Source organism: Actinomyces faecalis, assembly GCF_013184985.2.
GTDB classification, from domain to species: Bacteria; Actinomycetota; Actinomycetes; order Actinomycetales; family Actinomycetaceae; genus Actinomyces; species Actinomyces faecalis.
The window spans coordinates 1,283,807-1,305,216 of the sequence record NZ_CP063418.1 but is presented as its reverse complement, the minus strand read 5'-3'; the positions used below and the strand labels follow the sequence as shown (position 1 = coordinate 1,305,216).

Below are 21,410 nucleotides of genomic sequence, written 5' to 3'. Positions count from 1 at the left end.
GCTCGGGCCTGTGGCGTCCGGTGACGAGGTAGGTCATTCACGCCCACGAGCACGACGGCGTCGCTCGTCCCGCCCTCGCCGGCTACCGGGCGCCGGTGGGCACCGCCCCGAGCAGCGTGCCCGCCTCGACCAGGACGAGCCAGCGCGAGACCTCTCGTGCACGGGCCAGGGCCTGGGCCGCCGCCGGGCCGGCCGTGGCACCGGTGACAGCGGCCGGCGGAAGCACGGTGCACACGGCCCCAGCGCTCGCGCTCGACTCGTCCACTCCGCGCAGCGTGGCCAGGCCCGCCGCGTCGATGGTTCCCAGGAGCCTCGGGCCGTCGACCACGACGACCAGGCCGACGCCGTCGTCCAGCGCGTCACGCACCCGGGCCAGTGGCGTGGAGGCGGGCAGGGCCTGGACCGGGCGTACCAGCGGGCGCAGGTCCAGCCGAGCCGCAGCACGCGAGCCTCGTCCCAGGCCGAGCAGGGTCCAGCTCGTCTGGGCCAGGGGCCAGGCCACCATGACAGCCAGGACCAGGGAGAAGCCGTCAGGGCGCTGACCATCCAGCACCAGCGGGCGCACCAGCCACTGCCAGGCGATACCGGCCACGACAACGAGACCGCCCCAGGCCGCGACGACCTGGCCGGTACGCGGCCTGCCCGTGACCTGCGCGATGAGCGCGGCCACCGCGTGCCCGCCGTCCAGCGGGAGCGCGGGCAGGATGTTGAAGACCGCGAGGGCGAGGTTCACCCACGTCAGCGCCCACACGAGGATGGAGAGGGGGTAGGGCAGCCACACCGTGGTCAGCAGCCAGCGGCCTGCACCCCACAGCACGAGGTTGACCGCGGGACCTGCGACGGAGGTCACCACGTCCTTCCACGGGCGCCATCCCTGTGCCGTCGACGCTGGTCCGAAGGTCGTGCGCCCGCCCCACAGGTAGAGCTCGTAGCGCACGGGCCGGCGTCCCAGCACGGTACCGCTCAGGCCGTGGGCCAGCTCGTGAAGAAGCACTGACAGCGCCACGCCGAGCACGGTAGCGGCCACCACGCCCAGGACCGCGAGCAGGTGGTAGCCGCTCATCGAGCGCGAGACCGCGGGCAGCCAGGTACCGGCGATCAGCAGGCCGAGGAGGACGGAGGTCGGGGCGACCACGACGGGCGCACCACCGACCCGTCCAAGGACTAGGCCCTGACCGGTGCGACGAGAAGCAGCAGACATGCCCGGAGCCTATCGGCGTGGCCTGCATCGCCCGTAACCGGCCCTGTCCCCACAGCCTCGTCACGAGCGCGCTGACGGCTCAGGCCTGTGGACCACCGTGTCGTCGCGAGGCCGTCCCGGCCGGGCGCGCGGTAGGTTCACGCCTGTGAGCCAGCCACCCACCGACCAGCCTGACCAGGTGCACGACGCCGACGCCCCTGTCCGTCCGACCGGACCTGGGGCCAGCGCGCCGCGGACACGCGTCCGCCGCGCGGCGCTGTCACCGTCGAGGGCCAAGGACTTCATGCAGTGCCCTCTCATGTTCCGCCTGCGCACGGTGGACCATCTGCCTGAGCCCGGGACCCTGGCCACCCACAAGGGCACGCTGGTCCACGCCGTCCTGGAGAGGCTCTACGACCTGCCAGCATCCCAGCGAACCGTTGAGGCAGCCGTGGAGATGCTGCCCGGGCAGTGGCAGGCCCACCAGGACAAGAGCCCCGAGGTCATGGAGCTGTTCGAGTCGCCCGATGCCGTGGCACCGTGGCTGGAGGAGGCCCGCGCGCTGGTGCGCACCTACTTCACGATGGAGAACCCCACGCGGCTGGAGCCGGCTGAGCGTGAGCTCTTCGTCCAGACCGAGACCCGTTCCGGCCTGCTGCTGCGTGGGTTCGTCGACCGCCTCGACGTCGCCGCTGACGGCGCGATGCGTGTGGTCGACTACAAGACCGGGAAGTCGCCCTCTCCGCGGTTCCAGCACGACGCGCTGTTCCAGATGCGCTTCTACGGGCTGGTGCTCTGGCGTCTGCGAGGTCAGGCTCCCCGCCGCCTGCAGCTGGTCTATCTCAAGGACGGTCGGGTCCTGACCCACGACCCGGTCCTGGGCGAGCTGGACGCTATGGAGACGCGCCTGGACCACCTGTGGGACGAGGTCGAGGACTGCGCGGAGCAGGGAGAGTTCAGTCCACGACGCTCACGCCTGTGCGACTGGTGCGCCTTCCAGTCAGCCTGTCCCTTGTTCGGAGGGACGACCCCGCCCCTGCCGAGCCAGGGCCTGGCTCAGCTGCTGACGGCGCGCCGCAGGGTCCAGGCCTGAGCCTCGCACCTAGGGTGAGGCCATGGAGCACCGCAGACTAGGCCGTACGGGCCTACGGGTGTCCTCGGTGGGTCTGGGCACCATGACCTGGGGGCGTGACACCGACGAGCTCGAGGCCCGCGAGCAGCTCGATATCTTCCTCGACGCGGGCGGGACGCTGGTGGACACCGCCGCCTCCTACTGCCAGGGCCTGAGCGAGGAGGTCATCGGCTCGCTGCTGGCTGACCACGTCGACCGCTCCGACCTGGTGCTGGTCTCCAAGGCCGGGGTCCGTACCTGGCGTACCGGAGAGCGGTCCTCCGTCGCGGACGCCTCACGCGGCACCCTGCTCGACACCCTTGACGCCAGCCTGAGGCGGCTGGGCACCGACCACCTGGACCTGTGGCTGGTTCAGGTCCCGGACCCCACAACGCCTGTGGACGAGACGGTGGACGCCCTGCGCACCGCCGTGTCCTCGGGACGCGCACGCTACGTGGGGGTCTCCAACCATCCTGCCTGGGCCACGGTCCACGCTGCCGACCTCCTGCGCGAGCACGGGGGCCCGGGCATGGCCGGTGTCGAGGTGGAGCACTCGCTGCTGTGCCGCGGCACCGAGCGTGAGCTCATGCCCGCCGCCCAGGCCCTGGGCCTGGGGGTCATCGGCTACGCGCCTCTGGGGCGGGGGGTGCTCACAGGCAAGTACCGGGCGACGACGCCGGCTGACTCCCGGGCCGCCTCACCGCACCTGCGCTCCTACGTCGCTGCGTACCTCGACCCGGGTCTCGAAGGCGTCGTCGAGGCGGTGGCCACTGCCGCCGCAGGCCTGGACCGCAGGCCTGTCGAGGTGGCGCTGGCCTGGGCCCGCGACGCCGCCGGGGTGGCCTCGACGGTGCTTGGCGCCCGCACGCCTGTTCAGCTCGCTGGTGCGCTCGCGGCCGAGGACCTGACCCTCCCCCCACAGATCAGGCACGTGCTTGACGAGGTGACGGCGCCGCCCCTGGGATACCCCGAGCGTCTGTGAGCAGTATGTGTTCCTTCACACACATGCATACAAACGTTTGCACACCACTGTGCAAACGTTTGTATAGTGTCGTCGGCGCCTCCACCCGGCACGTGTACCCGGTGCCCCCGCACCCCAGGTACTTGCCCGGCGCCCTACACAGACACTGACCGTCCACAGCCCACAACGAGGTGGCCCATGTCCTCACGTTCTTCTCTGTTCGCTATTCGAGCACGATCCGATGCGTCGATTCCCCTTGAGCACCAGCGCAGGCGATGGCTGGTGGAGTTCCTCAAGGTCTACTCCGTCCTCATCATCGGTTACGGCGGCTTCTACCTGCTGCGTACCAACTTCAAGTCCGCCCAGCCCTTCTTGGTTGACCAGGTCGGCCTGACCACCACCGAGCTGGGCACGATCGGCTTCGCCTTCTCTCTGACCTATGGGTTCGGCGGACTCATCCTGGGATTCTTTATCGACGGGAAGAACACCAAACGGGTCGTCTCCGCGCTCCTGATCGCCTCCGGGGTGGCCTCGCTGGGTATCGGCGCGGTCCTGGCGGCTATGGACAACCCCTACGGCATCCTCATCCTGCTGTGGTCGCTCAACGGCCTCTTCCAGGCCCCCGGTGGCCCGTGCTGCAACTCCACCATGAACCGCTGGACTCCGCGTGCCCTACGTGGGCGCTTCATCGGCTGGTGGAATTCCTCGCACAACCTCGGCGCGATGGCCGCCGGCGCGCTGGCCTTGTGGGGTGCCAATACGCTGTTTGGCGGCAACGTCATCGGTATGTTCATCGTCCCCGCGATCGTGGCCATCCCGATCGGCGTGTGGGGATTCTTCTTCGGCAAGGACGATCCCAGTGAGCTTGGCTGGGATCGTCCTGAGACGATCTTCGGCGAGCCTGTCTCCAAGGCCGACGTCGTCTCCGAGGACCGCTCGAAGGGCCAGATCCTCATGCAGTACGTCGTGAAGAACCCGGCCGTGTGGTTTCTGTGCGTCGCCAACGTCGCCGCCTACTGCGTGCGCATCGGCATCGACAACTGGAACGTTCTGTACACCCACGACGTCCTGGGCTTCAGCGACTACACCGCGGTCAACACCACCATCGCCCTGGAGATGGGTGGCCTGGCTGGCTCGCTGTGCTGGGGCTTCTTCTCCGACAAGCTCGGCTCCCGTCGCGCCCTGACAGCCGCCATCGGCATCGGGCTGGTCATCATCCCCATCCTCATCTACGCCAACGCCACCTCCGAGGCCGTCGTCTACGGCGCCCTGCTGGCCATCGGTTTCCTCATCTTCGGCCCTGTCACCCTCATCGGGATCTGCGTCATCGGCTTCGCACCCAAGACCGCCACCGTCGTCGTCAACGCGGTGCCACGCGCCTTTGGCTATGTCTTCGGTGACTCCATGGCAAAGGTGCTGCTGGGCCGCATCGCCGACCCCACGAAGGATGGTCTGGTGGTCTTCGGCCACACCCTGCACGGGTGGGGCTCCACCTTCACCGTCCTCATCTTCTCCGCCTGCGTGGGCCTGGCCTGCCTCATCGTTGTCGCTGTGCTGGAGGAGAGGATGCTGCGCGCCGACCGGGACTTCTCAGCCCAGACGTCCCCGAGCCAGACCGCACGCACCGCGAAGGAGAGTAACTGATGTCCACCTCACCTATTCCCCCCATGGACCCGATTCGGCTCAGCGAGCTGCGCGACGTGGCCGTGCGCGTGGTACGGCAGGCCGCCCAGCTGGCGCGTGAGATGGCCCTGGCCCCGCAGGACCTGGACGTGGCGGCCAAGTCAGGGCGCAACGACCTGGTGACCGCAGCCGACAAGGCCGTGGAGGAGCTCGTCGTCGCCGAGCTCACCGCCGCCACCTCGCTGCCGGTCCTGGGTGAGGAGGGCCATACCATCGACTCCTTCGCCGGCCTGGTCTGGGTCCTTGACCCCATTGACGGCACCATGAACTACGTCGCTACCCACCGGGACTTCGCCGTCTCTCTGGCCCTGTGCGCCGACGGCGTGCCCGTCATCGGCGTGGTGGCCGACGTCATGGCCGACCACCTCTACTGCGCCGTCACCGGCCAGGGCGCCACCTGCGACAGCCAGCCCCTGCTCCACCTGGGACAGGGGCCGTCCCGGCGCGACTGCGTCATCATCACCGACCTGAAGGAGATACAGGCCCTGCCCCGCCTGGCCCAGTGCCTGACTGAGTCCCGTGGGCACCGCCGCTACGGCTCAGCCGCGCTGGAGTGCGTGGAGGTGGCTGCCGGCCGGGCGGGGGCCTTCGTTCACATGTGGGTCTCGCCGTGGGACATCGCTGCCGCCTGGCTCATCTGCCGGGAGGTCGGTGGGGTGGTCACCCGGATCGATGGCACCGCCCTCGACGTGCGTCATAAAGGCTCGATCCTCGTGGGAGCCGAGCGCACCCACAGTGAGCTGCTCCAGCGGCTGATGATCGACCCCAGCTAGTCACCAAGGACCCGCTGGCTCGCGGGAGGTAGGCGCACTCGGCTGGTCGAGCCGCGCACGACTAGCTGGGTCGCCACCTTGCGGCTGACGGTGCCGGGCACCTGACGATGATCGACGCCGTCGCCGCCACCTGGCTCCAGGCGCGCCGCTGCCAGCTCAACCGCCAGGGCAGCCACCTGCTCAGGGCGCCGGTCGATCGAGGTCAGGTCAAAGGCCTGGCAGCTGGCGATGCGGGAGTTGTCGCAGCCAGAGACGGCCACGTCCCAGCCCGGTCGCAGCCCGCCTCGCAGCAGGGCGACGACCGCCCCCTGGGCGCACTGGTCGTTGTAGCACACCAGTGCGCTCACCCGGCCCGCTACCGCAGAGTCTGCGGGTGTCAGCTGCCCTGCCTCCATCATCGCCCGCGTCTGGGTGTATCCGTCGTCGGTGCATGAGCCTGCGGGCCTGAGCTCGACCTCCAGGCCGCTACGGGTGGCTGCCGTCAGGAAGGCGTGCCTGCGTGCTGTGGCCGAGCGGCCCGACGGGCCATCGAGGTAGGCCACCTGACGGTGCCCCGTCTGCCACAGGTGCTCCGCCAGCTGAGCCATGCCGGTGGTGTTGTCACTGGTCACCAGGTCCGCCTGCTCACACGGCCCCTGCCCGATGATCACCGTGGGCATGGCCAGGGAGCTGACGTCGAGCCCGTCCAACCCCGCCGGGTCAACGACCACCAGGGCACGGCACCTCAGCTGCTCCAAGACACCCAGGGCCTGGGAGGCCGGGCGGGCCTGGCTGACCGACTCGACGACGAGCCGGATCCCCGCTCGCTCGGCCGCCCCCAGCAGGCAGCGGTAGTAGGCAAAGTGCAGCTCCTGGTCCAGACGGCACAGGAGCCCCACATTGCGCGCCCGGCCCGAGCGCAGCAGGGAGGCGGCCAGATCTACCTGGTACCCCAGGCGAGAAGCCTCACGGGTGACCAGCTGCCGCGTGGCAGGTGAGATCCTGCTCGAGCCTCGCAGCGCCCGGGAGACTGTGCTCGGGGACAGGCCAGTGGCCTGGGCGATGTCGCGCAGAGTGGGACGGGGCGTGCGGCCCGTCACCGTCCCAGGCTCCGCTCAGTCCTCGTCGTCGTAGTCGTCGTCATCATCGTCGAGGTCGTCATAGTCGTCGTAGTCCTCGTCATCATCGCCATCGTCACTGTCGTCAGCGTCATCGTCGTCGTCCTCAGAGTCAACGATGTCGAAGGGCAGCTCGATGCCGGTGGCGGTGAACAGGGCGTCGTCGTAGGTGAAGAAGGCGTCCTGGAGGGTGTTCTCGGCGGCGACCACGGCGGGCGAGTACTCGTCCCCGGTGGCGGCCGCATCCAGGTGCGCCTCGAAGGCGGCGATGAGTCGGTTGAGCGCGGACCGCGGGTCGTTCGTCATGTGGCCCAGGATACCGGTACCCACCGCGCCCGCGTCCAGACAGGTCGTGCTGAGGCGGGCGCGTGAGGCTGTGCCGGAGGTTCAGCCCCTGCGAGCGGGCTCAGTGCCCCGGGCGCGAGGAGGCTCAGTCAGCCAGGCCCAGCTGCTCTCGCACGAAGCCGAGGAAGAGGTCCTCGCCCTTGAGCCGGGCGGTCTCCTGCGCCCCGACGACCACGCGCACGCCGTCACGCAGGATCTGAGAGGCACCACCGTCGGGCCCCAGCGGCAGGACGACGATCTCGGGCTGGGGCTGGTAGACCGCCGTCGGAGCCTCGCCTGCGATGACCGATCGGATGTTGTCCGCCACAACGGCGGCGTGGGCACGGGCGGCGTCAGCACGCTTGGTCTCGCGCACGTCCGTGATGTCACCGATCGCCCACACGCAGGGGTGGTCGAGCACGCGCAGGTGGTCATCGACACGGATCGTGCCGTCGTAGTGGCGGATCTCCTCGTAGTCGTCTCCCAGGAAGCCGGTCGCGGCGCTGGAGCCATAGGCACGGAACCACAGGTCCGCCTCCAGGCGACGCCCGCTGGTGGTCGAGACCCGGAAGGGCGAGAGCACGCCTGGGTCCACCGGCGGCAGGGAGGCCAGACGCTCACCCGTGATGACCTCAACGCCACGCTGCTCAAGCTGGAAGGAGATCGCAGCGCGCAGCTCAGGCTTGTAGTCCTTGTTCGGCAGGATCTGCTCGCCCTCCTCCACAAGGATGACCTCGATATCCGGGAAGGCTGAGGTGATCTCCCCCACCAGCTCGATGCCCACGTCCCCGGCACCTGCGACCAGGACGGTCTTGGCCTGCTCCAGGCCTGCGTGACCGCGCTCGATCCGGGCCTTGGCGATGACGGAGGAGGACTCCATGTGCTTGGCCGGGAAGGGGTAGGCGGTGCCGGTGGCGAGTACCAGGTGGTCAGCCTCGATCTCCTGGCCGCCTGAGACCTGGACCGTCGTGCCGCGCACAGCCAGAGCCGTGCCGTGGACCACGCGCCCGCGTGCCAAGAGGTGGTCATAGGGCATGAAGATCTTCTCCGCCCACTCGCGGTCCACCGCCGCGCGCAGGGCGGCAGCGTGGTTGACGAAGGTGTCCTTCTGCTCAACGAGCGTGACCTCAGCGACGTCGTCGAGTGCCTTGGCGAGGGTGATACCGCCGTATCCGCCGCCGACGATGGTGACGCGAACCATGGAGTCCTCTTCTTCCGTTCGGGTGGTGGGGGAAGCGTATCGCCTCCCTGCCTTCCAACACATCCCGTCTAGGTCTTGGTACCTACACCCCGCCCCCTATGCTATGGTGAGCGTCACACCAGCAGGCGTCCGTCTACTCACCGAGGGAGCACCGTGTTGCACTGTGAGCCCTGTCAGAGGGTCGGGATGAGGTGGGCCTGCATTAACTCTGTGCCTGAGGACCTTCGTGATGAGTGACCACCGAACGAGGCTGAGGGGGCTCAGCGTCCTCCTTCTCGCCATGACCTGGGGCCTGGCCGCGTGCTCAGGCGGCGCCCCGGCCCCCACAGCCGCAACGGCCTCCGTGTCCCCAACTGAGTCATCCGCTGAGTCCTCCGCCACGTCTCCGACGCCGCCCTCCCTCGCCCAGCTGCGCGAGGTGCAGGAGGAGGCCTACCACGAGTACCTGGCGGCCGAGCCGGGCAGCTGCTGGACGCTCCGTGAAGACGTCGCCGCAGGCTCCTGGCGGGTCGGCTGCGACGAACCTCACCGTCTGGAAGTGGTTGCGGCCTGGGACGAGGTCCCCACCGGCCCCTACGACGAGCAGACCCAGGAGCGCCTGGACCAGGAGTGCGAGCGCAGGCAGGGCACGGTAAGCCCACGTGACGACGCGACGAGCACCGTCGGGGTGGCCCGCACCATCACGCTCGAGGCACCGCAGTGGGACGAGGCCGCCCGGACCGGTACGAGCGTGCACGTCGCCTGCGCCTGGTACTACGTCACCGACCAGACCGGGTTCGCCCCGTCCTGAGCCGTGGTGCGCCGGCCGTGACGCGCACGTCCTGCGCACCACGGCCAGCGTCTCAGGCCAGTCCGCGGCGCTCCAGCAGGGGCTCCAGTCGCGGCGCCCGACCGCGGTAGGCCTCGAAGGACACCAGCGGGTCGCGCGAGTCACCGCGGGAGAGGAACTCACGGCGGAACCTCTCACCGGCCTCGCGGTTCAGTCCCAGGTCACCGTCGCGCGCGCCCTCGCCGTCGGTGCGGAACCACTGGGTGGTGTCGGCGTCCATGACCTCGCTCCAGATGTAGGCGTAGTACGCCGCGGAGTACCCGCCGGCGAAGACGTGGTTGAAGTAGGTGGTGCGGTAGCGCGGCGGCACGAGGGCGTCATCGATACCGACGGCGGCCAGCGCCTCGTGCTCGAAGGCCTCCACCGCCTCGGGGTCGGTCGGCACCTGCTCGGGCGCGAGCGTGTGCCAGGCCTGGTCCAGCAGCGCGGCACCCAGGTACTCGGTGGTGGCGTAGCCCTGGCCGAAGGAGCCCTGGCTGCGCAGCTGGGCCACCAGCTCCTCGGGCATGGGCTCACCGGTGTCGACGTGGATAGCGTAGGAGGCCAGGACCTGGGGGTGCAGCGCCCAGGACTCATTGACCTGGCTGGGGAACTCCACGACGTCGCGCGGCACGTTGGCTCCCGAGGCCCCCGGCCAGCGGGTATCGGCGAACAGCCCGTGCAGGGCGTGGCCGAACTCGTGGAAGGCGGTGATGACGTTGTCCCAGGTCAGCAGCGTGGGGCCACAGGCCGGCTTGGACAGGTTGAGGCAGTTGATGACCACGGGCTTGGCGCCCGTCAGGTGGCTCTGCTCCACCAGGCTGTCCATCCAGGCCCCTCCCTGCTTGCCGGAGCGGGCATAGTAGTCGGCGACAAACAGGCCGAGCACCGGGGCCTGGGCACCTGCCTCTCGCTCGGCCTCGCTCAGGGCCGCGGGGTCGCGCACCTCCCACACGCGCATGTCCGGGTCGTACATGTGCTCCGCCAGGTCCGCCCGCTCGTGGAAGGTGATGCCGTACAGGCGGTTGGCGGCGTAGAAGACGCCCTTGTCCACCACGTTGCCCAGCTCCAGGTAGGGGGCGAGCACAGCGTCGTCGACACCGAAGCGCTCCTTACGCTCCGACTCCTCGTAGCGGGGCCAGTCAGCCGGCCCGAAGACCTCCCCCGGCCTCGTGGCCGGGTCGGCGGCCATGCGTGCGGCATAGACCTCGGCGTCCCGGCGGGCGTTGGCCATCGCCGGTGGCACCAGGCGTGAAAGCATGTCGCTCACCGCCTGCGTGGTCCCGGCGGCAGACTCCGCCGCGATGATGGCGGCGTGGTGCTCGTAGCCGAGGAGGCGGGCCCTCTCGGCGCGCAGCGCCACCTCGCGCAGGATGAGCGCACGGGTGTCCGTCTCCCCCGACAGCCCACGGCTCATCGCCTTGTCCAGCAGCGCCACGCGCTCGGCGTGGCCCTCCAGGCCCGCCAGCTCCGGCGTAGCGGTGTAGTTGGCGACCCCGGCCTCGTGCATCGCCTTGGCGATCAGGGTGCCGACCCGGGAGCCCAGCGTGGTCAGCTCGGCATTGATCTCACGCAGGCGCTCAGCCGCCGCGCCGGTCAGCGCCACGCCCTCACGCTCGAAGGACTCGACCGCCAGCCGGATGTAACGGGCGGTCTCCTCGTCGATCTCCTCCCCATCGGCATCCACCGGCGTGTGTCCAGCCTCGCGGGCCGCGGCGACGAGCTCGTTGAGCACCGTGAAACGCTGGTAGAGCCTCGGATCGAGGTCGTAGGCGTCCTGGTGGGCCGCCAGCTCAGGAGCCAGCCGCTCCTCCAGCTCGTCAAGCTCGGGCGAGTCGGTGGCTGAGGACAGCGCATACAGGACCGTCAGCGCCCGCTCAAGCAGCTCGCCAGACAGCTCCAGAGCAGCCACGGTATTGGCCACCGTCGGCTCGGCGGGGTCCGTGGCCACGGCCTCCCACTGCGCGCGCTGGCGCGCCATACCCACACGCACGGCGGGCTCGATGTCCTGCGTGCGCACCGCAGCGAAATCAGGCAAGCCCAGGTCCAGCCCCCAGGGGGTGGCAAACGGGCTGGAATCGGGCAGCTGTGGGACAGTGGTGGTCTGACTCATGGACCCATCGTGCCACGGCAGTCATCTGACGCTCTTCACACAGCACGTCTTGTGCGCGCCACACCTGCGTGTGAGCACGCCGCACCAACGACTGAGCGCTGCGCACCTGCAGTGCGGGACGACGCCCTGGCCACCCCGTCCTATAAGCCAGTCCTGTGGGCCAGTCCCACAGGCAAGATCTTCCGGCGCCCTTTACTGACGCACCAGGGTGCGGTTCCTCAGGCGCAGGACCACGTCTGCTTGGCGCGCCAGCTGCTTGGAGTGCGTCACCACGATGACGCACTTGCCCTGCTCATGGGCCAGACGCTGCAGGATCCCGATCATCTCACCGGCCGTGTCACTGTCCAGGTTGCCGGTCGGCTCATCCGCCAGGATGACGGGAGCCTTCGAGGCGAGTGCACGGGCGATCGCCACACGCTGCTGCTGTCCACCGGAGAGCTTCGTGACATGACGTCCTGCCTCCTGCTCAGACAGGCCAACGTGGAGGAGTGAGTCGATCGTTGCCTTGGGATCCACCAGCCTCACATTCTCCAGCGGCGTGAGGTAGTCGATGAGGTTGTAGTTCTGGAAGACCAGTGACACATGGTGCCTGCGGTGGTAGGCGTACCCGCGCGCAGCCACGTCCTGGCCGTCAAGGCGGATCGTTCCCCGGGTGGGCTCATCAAGACCGGCCAGCAGACCCAGGAGCGTGGACTTGCCGGCACCAGAGCTGCCGATGATGGCGTAGAACGTGCCGGACTCAAAGACGGCGTTAACGTCACTGAGCACGCTCTTTTTCTGGTCCTGGTAGGTGAAGCTGAGCTTGTCGAGTTTCAACGTGGTCATGACAATCTTTCCTGACATCTCATATATGAAGGCGTGAGCACTTAGCTCATCGTGGCCAGAATCTGTTTTGGCTGCAGCCGTAGGAGTGGAGTCATCGCAATCAGCAGCGACACCGCAGCGATCGCCAGGACCGCCACGAGTGAAAGCACGCCCACTGCTGCGAGCGCCCCCACCGGCACGCGCACGTCGCCAACGGTGGCGCTGACCGTGCCCAGCACGTAGCGGGAGATGACGTGGCCGGCCCCCAGGCTGATGAGCAGCGCGATAAGGAAGCTGGGGATGGTGAGCATCGTCAGCTCGGTGAGGAACTGGACGAACACACGACGCTTGGAGTGGCCAATCGCCAGCAGCACCCCAACCTCGTGGAGCCGTGAACGCGTCCAGAAGACCAGGACCAGCACGAGGATGGCCGCGCCCGCCGCCAGCACCACCCACAGCAGTCGAGACAGGAGCGTGGTCATCCCGGCCATCGAGTCAAGGACACCAGCCGCGCGAGAGGTACTGTCCCCCAGCTCCAGGCCCTGTGCAAGACTCGCCTTAGCCTGCGTGATCGCCGCCTCCAGGTGGTTGCGAGAGTCCGTGTAGAACGTGGCTGTGCTCACGGCCTCTTTCCCGGCAAGATGCTGGGCGCTTGCCAGGTCCGTGTAGATCGGCAGCTCATGACCAGAGCGCGCGAGCTCGGTGCGCTGATAGAGCCCCACCACGCGGAGCGTGACGCTCTGCTCATCCTTGGTCAGCGTCAGCTCGTCACCAACCGCCAGGTTCAGCGCAGCCGCGGCTGAGTCAGCGAGGACTGCTCCCGTGCCGTGGCGAAGCTGGGCGACGGCGTCGTGGGCGCCTTCGGTCAGCTCGGCCTCCTTGCGGGAGAATTCCTGGAGTCCCGCGAGGTCACTGACCCCCATCACCGGCTGGAAACCACCGTCCTCGGTGTAGGCCGAGGTATCGAGCGTGAAGGTGTGGCCAGTCACGTGCGGAGTGGCGAGCAGCATCGTGGCCGCCTCCTGGCGGAAGTCACCCGCCGGTGAGGTCACCGTGAATCCGGGCCTGGCCTGGTTCTCGGCAGCACGTGTAACCGCGGTCAACATGCTCGCCATCACTCCTTGCAGCACAAACACTGCCGAGATCAGCGTGATGATGAGGGCAAGGATGAGGCTCCTCGTGCGTCGACGCGTCACGGCAAGGTGCGCTTGGTTCCACCACGTCATGGCTATCCCATCTGTGTCAGGAGCTGCTGAGGTTTTTTCGTCAGCATCGGGTAGGACGCGATGGCTGTGGCCACGATGATGAGCACGGCGCCAGCGATACCGATCACGGCGAGGTGTCCTGGCTCGACGTCCACCGTCACGTGGTCGACCGTCTTTTGGAAGGTGGACGTGGTGAAGTCACTTCCTAGGTGATAACCGCCGCGGATCTGCTCGGCCGCTTTGGATGATGCCCGCGACACGATGTTGTTCGCCAACGCTTGGGCGACCAGATTGGCCGCCCCGTATGAGGCGACCAGCGCCAGGGCAAACACCATCAAGTTCTCGGTGACGTACTGGACGAAGATCTTCGCCTTTCCCACACCAACCGAAAGCAGGATCCCCACCTCCTTGCGGCGCTCATTGAGCCATAGGAAAAGAACAAGGGCCAGTGCGCCAGTGGCAAAAATGGAGGTGCCGATGAAGGTAGTCCTCAACAATGAGTTGATGCCTGTCAGCGCGGCACCGATACCACCGAACATATCGGAATTTTTGCGGATCAGATAGTTCTTCCAATCGAGGGGTAGCCCACGAGCCTCCTTCATGACCGAGTCAAGACTATTGACGTCTTTCACAAAGAAGACGGCATCGTGGTAGTACTCGTTCTCCGGATTCGTACCAAAGAGAGAGCGAGAGGTATCGAGATCAGTGAAAATAGAATTCTGATAGAGCTCCGTTCGAAAAGATTCCCTGCCACTGCCTTCACCAGTAAAAAGTCCCACGATTTCTGAATCAACAACGGCCTTGGATTTGAAGCGATTCTCTGCGTCATACTGGTTCGCCTTGAACGTGAGCCGGTCACCGATCTTTAAGCCGTTCTGCTCGGCGAACTCCTTGTGCACGAGGACCTTGTGATGATCGTCCTCGGTGAGATGACGCCCCTGGGTGAGCATGAATGTGCCTGCACGGAAAGCGGTAGCAAAGTCGGAACGGTTAACGGCGTTAATTGGCACCGCGTTGCCAAATTCCTCCTCATTCTTCGTGGAGTAGTCATTAGCCTGGCCCGGAAGCCGGAGGACCTCGGCGTTAACGAGATCAGCTACCGCAGAGTTCATGTTCGCCACATACGACACCACCCCCTCCAGCTTGGCAACCTCCTCGATCTGAGCGCGTGTGATCGTTCCTCCACCACGTACTGTGCCCATGTTTGTCATCCGGTTGTTCTCAAGCAGGAAGCCTGAGAGCAGCTGAGAGCTCAGCTGATCGCCTGTGCGGGCTACGGACTCACGCACGGCGAGGGTGGACAGGAGAAGAGTTGATGCGGTGAGGAGGACCAAAAAAATGGTCAAAGATTTCACCCGTTTACGACAGGTGTGAAGCCACGCTCGTCTCAGAAACGACATCCGGAAAGACCTTCCACACTTATGACACCATTGATCGTTCTTATCGTGTGGAAGGAGTCTGTGAGATCGCTGGAGAGCGCCACCAATCTCACATAAAGTGGAGCCACCTAGGATGTGTGGTGCAACACGTCCGTTTGCGCCCGAGACCTAGGCCCACGCCTACCCCTCACCCGGAGGCAGCCTGGAACCAGGATCTTTAGCGCGCGCGGACCACGGCCCTGACCACCATCACCATCTGCGCTCCGGACCGTGGCAGGCAGGACACAAGGACAGGGAAGCCTTGGTTCTGGCAGACCTCCTCGTGCCCCGTCACTCCCGGTCCAGGCCCAGGACCCCTGCCACATCCGGCGGGAAAAAGCCCGGCCCCTTGAGGACCTTGCCGTCCTCGCGGTAGATCGGCCTGCCATCGGCCCCGAGCTTAGACATATTGGAGCGCTGGACCTCGCTGAGCACAGCCGCCAGATTGATCCCGGTCTCCAGCGCCATGCCGTAGATGACGTAGACGAGGTCAGCCAGGGCGTCAGCCGTCTCGACGGTGTCCCGGGTACCGTCGTCCGCAGCGACGGCTCGGGCGATCCCGGCCTCGACCTCACGGCGCGCTGCGGGCCCGTAGACGGCGCCGACGAGCTCGCTGAGCTCCTCGGTGACCAGGCTCATCCGCATGTGGAGGCTGGCGCGGTCCAGGCTCGGCCCGTCGACCTGGACGGGCAGGCCGTAGACGTGGTGGAAGCGTCGTACCAGCGCCTCAGGGTCGTCACCCTCCCGCCGTCCGACGCCATCGAGAGCCACCAGCGGCGTCGAGGCTCCCGTGGTGTGCGCGCTGCCGTTGCCCCGTCCGACGGGCTCGCAGGACGCAGGCTCCGGCCCGTCCCAGGGCGCGCGAGGCTCGCGGGGGTCCCCGACGAGCAGGGAACCGACCCACTCGTCCATGACGCGGCCGTCCTTGACCGCCACGGCGCGGCGCAGCCCTTCGCGCACGAAGCCCAGCCGCCACACCGCTCGCCAGGAGGCCCAGTTGGGTACCCCGTCGTCGATCCAGCAGGACCAGCCCAGGCGGCGCAGGGCCAGCGGGCCGTCAGGGTCGAGGGCGAGGTCGATCACGGCCTCCAGGGCGCGGTGCAGGGTCCCGCGCCCACGGGCCTCGGGCGCGAGCCAGAAGCCGATGTCGCCGCAGCCCTCGCCGCGCGAGGTGATGCCGAGCATCCCGACCAGGGCGGTCGCGCCGTCGTCCCCGACCTCCCGGACGGCCCACGTGGGGCAGTCGCCGCTGTCCCATCCCGGCTCCACGACGTCCTGGACAAAGCCTCGCGCGTCCGCCTCGGTGTAGGGCGAGGGGACGGTCGTCCACCGCTGGACAGCCGGCTCCTGGCAGATCTCGGTGATCCTCGGGACGTCAGCAGCCGCGGGGACCGACAGGACAAGAGCCGGCAGGGACCGACCGCGGTAGGTGGCTGCGGGGACAGAGATCTCGATGGGCTGCATGGCGCCACCCTAGCGCCCGCGGCTCAGGCCTCCGCAGCCCCCTGGGCGCTGATGGCGTCCGAACGGCGGCCCTTGCGCAGCACCGGCCAGCTCAGCGCCATGATCGCGCCTCCGAGCAGGCCGTAGACGAGAGCGACCCAGGTACCGAAGGCGTCGGCGAACCAGCCCACGATCGGCGGGGAGACGAGCATGATGCAGCGTGCCAGCCAGGACACGATCGTCAGGCCCATCCCAGGGCGCAGGCCAGGGACGTCGTCGGCCGCGGCGTAGGCGACCGGAACCGCCACCGCGCAGCCGGCACCCGCGACGACCATGCCGACGACGGTGCCCGTCACCGAGTCCAGGAGCAGGGCCAGGCCCATGCCCGCGGCCACGAGCACTCCCCCGCCGCCGATGACCGCGCGCGCACCGAGGCGGTCGATGACCGCGTCACCGAGAAGACGCCCGATGATCATGGTGGTCTGCAGCGCCACGAGCCCCAGCCCTCGCATGGACACCGGCGCCTCCTGCTCCGTCAGCAGCAGGGAGGACCAGTTGGCCGTCACGTCCTCCGGGAACATCGCGGCCGCGCACATGAGTCCCAGCACGATGATGACCGCGACCGTGACCAGTCGCGAGGCACGAGCCGGGACGACCGCGGCGTCGTCGAGGTCAACCACGGCCGGGGCGCTCGCTGAGCCCGCCGAGGGCACGGTGACAGGGTCCCGGTCGTCCGAGTCCGGGCCCTTGATCATCCACCGCGAGGCCGCCGTGGACACGACCGTGAGCAGCACGAGGACCCCGAGCATGTGCAGGCGGATCTCCACGCCCCAACCGGCCATCGCCTGCCCCAGGGTGGCGCCTACCACAGCGCCCAGGCTCCAGGCGGCGTGGAAGCTGGTGATGATCGACGAGCCCCAACGCCGCTCGACCCGTAGGCCGTGGGCGTTCTGGGCGACGTCGATGATCGCGTCGGCGCCGCCGGCCCAGGCCATGCACAGGGCGAGGATCAGCCAGGAGTCGGAGGCGGCAGCCCCCAGCAGTCCCAGGCCGAGGACGATCATGCCCAGGCTCGCCACGCGCGCCGAGGTGAAGCGGCTGATGAACCAGGACGCAGCGAGCCCGGCCACCAGCGCACCGATGGAGCTGAACATCAGGGCCTGGCCGAAGGCCGCCTTGGTGATCCCCAGGTGCTCCAGGACCTCGGGGTAGCGCGGGACGAGGTTGGAGAAGCCGACGCCGTTGGCGAAGAAGGTCAGGTAGACCGCGATCCTGGCCTTGACCAGGGACGGGGCGTGCTGACGGCGGCCGGGGCGCGACGTGGCGGCGGCCGGGGAGGGTGACGTCATGGGGAAGAACCTCAGGGGACGAAGAGACAGAACGAGGACACGGGACACAGGCCCTGGGCTCAGACCCAGGACACAGGCCCAGGGCACAAGAAACAGAAGCAGGACACGGACACGGAACGAGACAGGGAGAAGGTACCTCGTCACCGACCGGAAGGTCAGTCCCGCTATCTGCCTCGTGCTGTTCCTTGCCGCCTCCCCCTCACCTGTCTCTCTCTCCCCCCCCCCCCGTCGCTTTCGCTTCTGAACAGTCGATTCCATTGCGGCCTGCATGGGAATCGACTGTTCAGGAGCGAAAGCGACGGGACTCGGCATCGAGAGGCAGGAGACCAGGAGGCGGAAGACCAGCGGGGGCAGGAAAACCAGGAGGCAGGAGACCGAGGGACAGAAGGGGCGGCGGAACAGCGGGATCGGTCTCCTCGGACTGGGCATGATGAAGGCCCCAACCATCCTGGCTGGGGCCTCTTTGGTAGGTGCCTCGCCCGCCCTCGTGTGCCATCGGCCCGCGACACGGGCCTGTGTCACAACTCTTGACGGCTGCCGCCTTTCGGCTTGTTTTCAGTGGTGTCCGAGGGGGGACTTGAACCCCCACGCCCGTTTAATAAGGCACTAGCACCTCAAGCTAGCGCGTCTACCTATTCCGCCACTCGGACATTGTCATCGCAACTGCTGGCCGCGACGCAGAGAAATCTAGCATGGGCGTACGCGGCGGGAGCAAATCAGCAACCGGTGCGGTGCATCACAGCCAGGCGGTGCACAGGCACGGCCCTGGACCCGCGGCTCGAGGACGGTGCCCACGGCAGCCCACAACGGACATGGCGGGCCCACCATGTCAGCGGCTGGCGCGTCATGGGCCGACAGCGGGCTCATCGCAGCCCACAGCAGCTCACAGCGGCTCGACGCGGATCCGTGAGCCCATGGACACGCTCTGCCCCGGTTCCAGGACCACGGCGTGGTCCCGGACGAGGGCGGACTCGGCGCAGACGAAGGTCGGCCACTCGTCCTCCGCCAGGTCGGCGGCACCACGCGACCCCTGGCTCCAGGGGTTCCACACGACTGCGTCGGGAGCGTTGACGCCGCTGACCACGAGGCGACGCCCCGCAGCCGGGTCACTGACCACCACGGGCCGGCTCGCGCTGTAGACACGGTCCGTGGGACCGGTCAGGCGCAACGTCCCCTCCTGCTCGTGGACACCCCCGTGGAGCGCGTCCCAGTAGGTCTGCCCCTCCAGGCCGGCGACCTCGACGGCGGTGACGTCACCGACGGCGAGGTAGTGGTGCAGGGCAGCCTCGACCGTCTGCGGGTCCCCTCCCGTGTTGCGCACCGACAGGCTCAGGCTGAGCTCCTCGCCGATCTCCACCTCGTAGAGGAAGGCCAGGTCGTCGTGCTCCAGGCTCAGCAGCGCCCGGACACCGGCCTGCGCCGTGGCCTCGACGCTGCGCAGGCGCCAGGGCCGGGTGCGCACCCACCCGTGCTTGGTCACCTGGTCACCTCGCCGACCTGATCCGAACCACGGTGAGCAGATCGGCACGCCTCCACGGATGGCACGCACGCCGTCAAAGACCGCCTGACGCGAGGTAAAGATCACCTCCTTGCCACCCCGCGGACGCCACGAGGTCAGCGTCGCGCCGTGGAGGTAGATCTCGCCCCCGCCCGCAGGCGCGTCCACGAGCAGCCGCTGAAGACCCCCACGCCCGGGGGTCACGGCTGCTGTACGAGGAAGGTGCAGGCCCTTGACGGCCTGGATGTCGTCCACAGTGCTCATAGGGCAACGCTAGTAGGGTGGACCCTGCCCCGACAGCGACAGTAGGCAGTGACCTGAGCCGTGAACCTCCACGCAACCGTCCCCGTGCCCCCGGTACCTGACCTTCCCCGGCCCGGCGCAGGCCAGGAGGTCACTGCCGTCCTGCTCGACCTGGACGGCACGATCACCGACTCCGCTCCCGTCATCCTGGACGCGGTCGAGGCCGCCCTGACCGACCTCGGGCTGCCGGTAGCCGGCCGCGAGGAGCTCATGAGCTTCATCGGCCCGCCGCTGACCGAGGGCTTCCGGCTCCACGCCGGCCTGACAGGCGAGGACAACGCCAGTGCTGTCGCCCTCTACCGCCAGCACTACCGTGAGCACATGCACGCCGCCCCGGTCTACGACGGGATCGAGCAGCTGCTCCAGCAGCTGGCTGCGTGGGACGTCCCGCTGTCCCTGGCCACCTCCAAGCGTGAGGACTACGCCGTCGAGATCCTCCGGCACGCGGACCTGGACGCCCCCTTCACGGTCCTCGCCGGTGCGGACCCCGCCGACCGCTACGGCTCCAAGGAGGAGGTCGTCCGTCTGGCGCTGAGCCGTCTGGAGCAGGCCGGTGCCGACACCCGCCGGGTCGTCCACGTCGGTGACAGGCGGCACGACGTCGACGGCGCCCACGCAGCCGGGCTGGAGTGCGTCGGCGTGCTGTGGGGCTACGGTGACGCCGCCGAGCTGGCGCAGGCCGACTGGCTGGTCCGCGACCCGGTCGAGCTCACCCGGCTGGTGGGTCGGCTGACGGGCCGGATCAGCGGCGGGCAGGGAGAGGACTGACATGGATGAGACCGAGCCCATGACGAGCAAGGACGGGCCCCGCCGCCGCCTACCGGGCCTCGTCGGCGCCGTGTCCCGGGCACGGTGGCTCCTCCAACGACGTATCGCCCGCGCTGAGGCCAGGCGCGCGGCGGACCGTGCCCAGGTCATGGAGCTGGACAGCGTCCCGGCGACCTCCTTCGGTCCTGCGCCGGACGTCCTCGCAGCGCCGGACCGCGCCGTGCCTGCGGACGCAGGCAGCCGGACGGCGTCGGGCGCGGCCCTTGCGAGCCTGCCCGGGTGGCTGGTGCGCGGCGGGCTGGGAGCCTGGCTGGGGCTGGGGATGTTCCTGGTGGTAGCGCTGGTCTTCCTCGGTATCGGCCGAGTGGTCCCGGTCTTCATCGGCGTCTTCATCGCCCTGGTGGTCACGGCCATCCTCCACCCGCTGGTGGCCTTCTTCGCCAAGGTCATGCCGCGCTACCCAGCGACCTTCCTGGCGCTGGCCACCACCGCCGCCTTCCTGGCTGCCCTGGTCTACTACGTCGTGTCCTCCGTGACCAACCAGTGGAGCTCGTTGGCCGCGCAGTTCTCCACCGGGGTCAACACGATCCTGGACTTCGTGGAGAACGGGCCGCTTCCGTTCCACTTCAGCCAGCAGGAGGTCCTGGGGACCCTGCAGAGCATGGTCAACCAGGGACAGCAGTACGTGGAGTCCAACGCCACGAGCCTGGCCGGGGAGGTGCTGTCCAACGCGGGCACGGTGGCCAACGTCTTCGTGGTCCTGGCCCTGGCTGTCTTCACCTCGATCTTCCTGCTCGCCTCGGGTGGCCGGATGTGGCGCTGGTTCCTCAACGAGCTGCCCGCGCGTCTGCGCACCTCCGTCCACCGTGCCGCGGGGGCCGGCTGGTACACCTTCGCGGGCTATGCCCGGGGCACTGTGATCCTGGCTCTGACCGACGCGGTCATGGCAGGGGTCTTCCTGCAGGTAGCAGGTATCCCCCTGGCCGCCCCGCTGGCGGTGCTGGTGTTCATCGGCGCCTTCATCCCGATGATCGGCGCGCCCCTGGCCATGATCGTGGCGATGGTGGTGGCACTGGCTTCCAAGGGACTGGTGGCCATGGTGGTGGTCGGGCTCGGCGTGGCCGGGATCGGCCAGATCGAGGGTCACATCCTCCAGCCGCTCATCATGGGGCGTCAGGTCTCCCTCCACCCGGTTGTCGTCGGTATCGCCGTGGCAATCGGCACCTTCTCGGCCGGGCTGCTCGGTGCGGTGGTCGCGGTGCCGCTGGTCAGCGTGGTGTGGTCGGTCTACTCCGAGCTCCACGTCAAGGACGCCCCCGTCCAGGGCACGCTGCCCTCCTACAGCCCGGAACGCGACAGCTAGCCCCCCCA

The 21,410-nt window shown here is 68.3% G+C and carries 18 protein-coding genes and 1 tRNA gene; 7 read left to right on the top strand and 12 right to left on the bottom strand.

Translation table 11 applies throughout. The annotated features are described in order from the left end of the window. Positions 1-82: 82 nt before the first annotated feature. Positions 83-1,201: a site-2 protease family protein gene (locus HRL51_RS05555; protein WP_172192541.1), complete on the bottom strand. Its 1,119-nt coding sequence runs from the start codon at positions 1,199-1,201 to the stop codon at positions 83-85. A 145-nt stretch (positions 1,202-1,346) separates the two neighbouring features. Between HRL51_RS05555 and HRL51_RS05550 the strand changes: the two genes are divergently transcribed. The 4 genes from HRL51_RS05550 (at position 1,347) to HRL51_RS05535 (ending at position 5,708) form a co-directional block, all read left to right on the top strand. Continuing rightward, a complete protein-coding gene (locus HRL51_RS05550) occupies positions 1,347-2,273 on the top strand; it encodes a RecB family exonuclease (RefSeq protein WP_244960249.1) in 927 nt (308 codons plus the stop codon). Between the two features lie 22 nt (positions 2,274-2,295). Then, positions 2,296-3,273 (top strand): aldo/keto reductase, encoded by a 978-nt coding sequence (locus tag HRL51_RS05545; protein WP_172119979.1) that lies wholly within the window; start codon positions 2,296-2,298, stop codon positions 3,271-3,273. 177 nt (positions 3,274-3,450) lie between these two features. Continuing rightward, complete coding sequence (gene uhpT, locus HRL51_RS05540; protein WP_172119978.1) at positions 3,451-4,896, top strand: hexose-6-phosphate:phosphate antiporter; 1,446 nt, start codon at positions 3,451-3,453, stop codon at positions 4,894-4,896. Next, on the top strand, positions 4,896-5,708 hold the full coding sequence (locus HRL51_RS05535; protein WP_235954113.1) for an inositol monophosphatase family protein: 813 nt from the start codon (positions 4,896-4,898) through the stop codon (positions 5,706-5,708). Before uhpT ends, HRL51_RS05535 begins: the two co-directional genes overlap by 1 nt. Here HRL51_RS05535 and HRL51_RS05530 read toward each other — a convergent pair. The 3 genes from HRL51_RS05530 to HRL51_RS05520 form a co-directional block, all read right to left on the bottom strand. Then, positions 5,705-6,787: a LacI family DNA-binding transcriptional regulator gene (locus HRL51_RS05530; RefSeq protein WP_172192539.1), complete on the bottom strand. Its 1,083-nt coding sequence runs from the start codon at positions 6,785-6,787 to the stop codon at positions 5,705-5,707. The two genes, HRL51_RS05535 and HRL51_RS05530, sit on opposite strands and share 4 nt — an antisense overlap. Before the next feature lie 15 nt (positions 6,788-6,802). Then, on the bottom strand, positions 6,803-7,111 hold the full coding sequence (locus HRL51_RS05525) for a DNA primase (protein ID WP_172119976.1): 309 nt from the start codon (positions 7,109-7,111) through the stop codon (positions 6,803-6,805). A 124-nt stretch (positions 7,112-7,235) separates the two neighbouring features. After that, complete coding sequence (locus HRL51_RS05520) at positions 7,236-8,330, bottom strand: NAD(P)/FAD-dependent oxidoreductase (RefSeq protein ID WP_172119975.1); 1,095 nt, start codon at positions 8,328-8,330, stop codon at positions 7,236-7,238. Between the two features lie 229 nt (positions 8,331-8,559). Between HRL51_RS05520 and HRL51_RS05515 the strand changes: the two genes are divergently transcribed. Continuing rightward, positions 8,560-9,120: a septum formation family protein gene (locus HRL51_RS05515; RefSeq protein WP_172192537.1), complete on the top strand. Its 561-nt coding sequence runs from the start codon at positions 8,560-8,562 to the stop codon at positions 9,118-9,120. 52 nt (positions 9,121-9,172) lie between these two features. Here the strand turns inward: HRL51_RS05515 and HRL51_RS05510 are convergent, their stop codons facing one another. The 8 genes from HRL51_RS05510 to HRL51_RS05475 form a co-directional block, all read right to left on the bottom strand. Continuing rightward, positions 9,173-11,251: a M3 family metallopeptidase gene (locus tag HRL51_RS05510; protein ID WP_172192535.1), complete on the bottom strand. Its 2,079-nt coding sequence runs from the start codon at positions 11,249-11,251 to the stop codon at positions 9,173-9,175. Positions 11,252-11,443: 192 nt separating this feature from the next. Further along, positions 11,444-12,076 carry an ABC transporter ATP-binding protein gene (locus HRL51_RS05505; protein WP_172192533.1) on the bottom strand — a complete coding sequence of 211 codons (633 nt, stop codon included), beginning with the start codon at positions 12,074-12,076 and terminating at the stop codon, positions 11,444-11,446. A gap of 41 nt (positions 12,077-12,117) precedes the next feature. Further along, positions 12,118-13,170 (bottom strand): ABC transporter permease, encoded by a 1,053-nt coding sequence (locus HRL51_RS05500; RefSeq protein WP_244960248.1) that lies wholly within the window; start codon positions 13,168-13,170, stop codon positions 12,118-12,120. A gap of 113 nt (positions 13,171-13,283) precedes the next feature. Continuing rightward, positions 13,284-14,615 (bottom strand): ABC transporter permease, encoded by a 1,332-nt coding sequence (locus HRL51_RS05495; protein ID WP_172192529.1) that lies wholly within the window; start codon positions 14,613-14,615, stop codon positions 13,284-13,286. A 354-nt stretch (positions 14,616-14,969) separates the two neighbouring features. Then, a complete protein-coding gene (locus HRL51_RS05490) occupies positions 14,970-16,142 on the bottom strand; it encodes a bifunctional GNAT family N-acetyltransferase/nucleoside triphosphate pyrophosphohydrolase family protein (protein ID WP_172192527.1) in 1,173 nt (390 codons plus the stop codon). A gap of 23 nt (positions 16,143-16,165) precedes the next feature. Next, on the bottom strand, positions 16,166-17,470 hold the full coding sequence (locus tag HRL51_RS05485; RefSeq protein ID WP_172192706.1) for an MFS transporter: 1,305 nt from the start codon (positions 17,468-17,470) through the stop codon (positions 16,166-16,168). Positions 17,471-18,029: 559 nt separating this feature from the next. Beyond that, a tRNA-Leu gene (locus HRL51_RS05480) sits at positions 18,030-18,120 on the bottom strand. Positions 18,121-18,353: 233 nt separating this feature from the next. Continuing rightward, the gene (locus HRL51_RS05475) at positions 18,354-19,232 is read right to left on the bottom strand and encodes a D-hexose-6-phosphate mutarotase (protein ID WP_172119966.1); all 879 of its coding nucleotides are present in this window, start codon (positions 19,230-19,232) and stop codon (positions 18,354-18,356) included. A 60-nt stretch (positions 19,233-19,292) separates the two neighbouring features. Here HRL51_RS05475 and HRL51_RS05470 point away from each other — a divergent pair, with 60 nt between their 5' ends. Beyond that, positions 19,293-20,039 carry an HAD hydrolase-like protein gene (locus HRL51_RS05470; protein ID WP_172192525.1) on the top strand — a complete coding sequence of 249 codons (747 nt, stop codon included), beginning with the start codon at positions 19,293-19,295 and terminating at the stop codon, positions 20,037-20,039. 1 nt (position 20,040) lies between these two features. Next, positions 20,041-21,402 (top strand): AI-2E family transporter, encoded by a 1,362-nt coding sequence (locus HRL51_RS05465; RefSeq protein WP_172192523.1) that lies wholly within the window; start codon positions 20,041-20,043, stop codon positions 21,400-21,402. The last annotated feature ends 8 nt before the right edge of the window (positions 21,403-21,410 follow it).

Coding starts and splice junctions, on each gene's coding strand:
- HRL51_RS05510 (WP_172192535.1), bottom strand. CDS start 11,251: ATGAGTCAGACCACCACTGTCCCACAGCTGCCCGATTCCAGCCCGTTT.
- HRL51_RS05555 (WP_172192541.1), bottom strand. CDS start 1,201: ATGTCTGCTGCTTCTCGTCGCACCGGTCAGGGCCTAGTCCTTGGACGG.
- HRL51_RS05490 (WP_172192527.1), bottom strand. CDS start 16,142: ATGCAGCCCATCGAGATCTCTGTCCCCGCAGCCACCTACCGCGGTCGG.
- HRL51_RS05500 (WP_244960248.1), bottom strand. CDS start 13,170: ATGGCGAGCATGTTGACCGCGGTTACACGTGCTGCCGAGAACCAGGCC.
- HRL51_RS05535 (WP_235954113.1), top strand. CDS start 4,896: ATGTCCACCTCACCTATTCCCCCCATGGACCCGATTCGGCTCAGCGAG.
- HRL51_RS05525 (WP_172119976.1), bottom strand. CDS start 7,111: ATGACGAACGACCCGCGGTCCGCGCTCAACCGACTCATCGCCGCCTTC.
- HRL51_RS05465 (WP_172192523.1), top strand. CDS start 20,041: ATGGATGAGACCGAGCCCATGACGAGCAAGGACGGGCCCCGCCGCCGC.
- HRL51_RS05475 (WP_172119966.1), bottom strand. CDS start 19,232: ATGAGCACTGTGGACGACATCCAGGCCGTCAAGGGCCTGCACCTTCCT.
- uhpT (WP_172119978.1), top strand. CDS start 3,451: ATGTCCTCACGTTCTTCTCTGTTCGCTATTCGAGCACGATCCGATGCG.
- HRL51_RS05485 (WP_172192706.1), bottom strand. CDS start 17,470: ATGACGTCACCCTCCCCGGCCGCCGCCACGTCGCGCCCCGGCCGCCGT.
- HRL51_RS05520 (WP_172119975.1), bottom strand. CDS start 8,330: ATGGTTCGCGTCACCATCGTCGGCGGCGGATACGGCGGTATCACCCTC.
- HRL51_RS05515 (WP_172192537.1), top strand. CDS start 8,560: ATGAGTGACCACCGAACGAGGCTGAGGGGGCTCAGCGTCCTCCTTCTC.
- HRL51_RS05545 (WP_172119979.1), top strand. CDS start 2,296: ATGGAGCACCGCAGACTAGGCCGTACGGGCCTACGGGTGTCCTCGGTG.
- HRL51_RS05505 (WP_172192533.1), bottom strand. CDS start 12,076: ATGACCACGTTGAAACTCGACAAGCTCAGCTTCACCTACCAGGACCAG.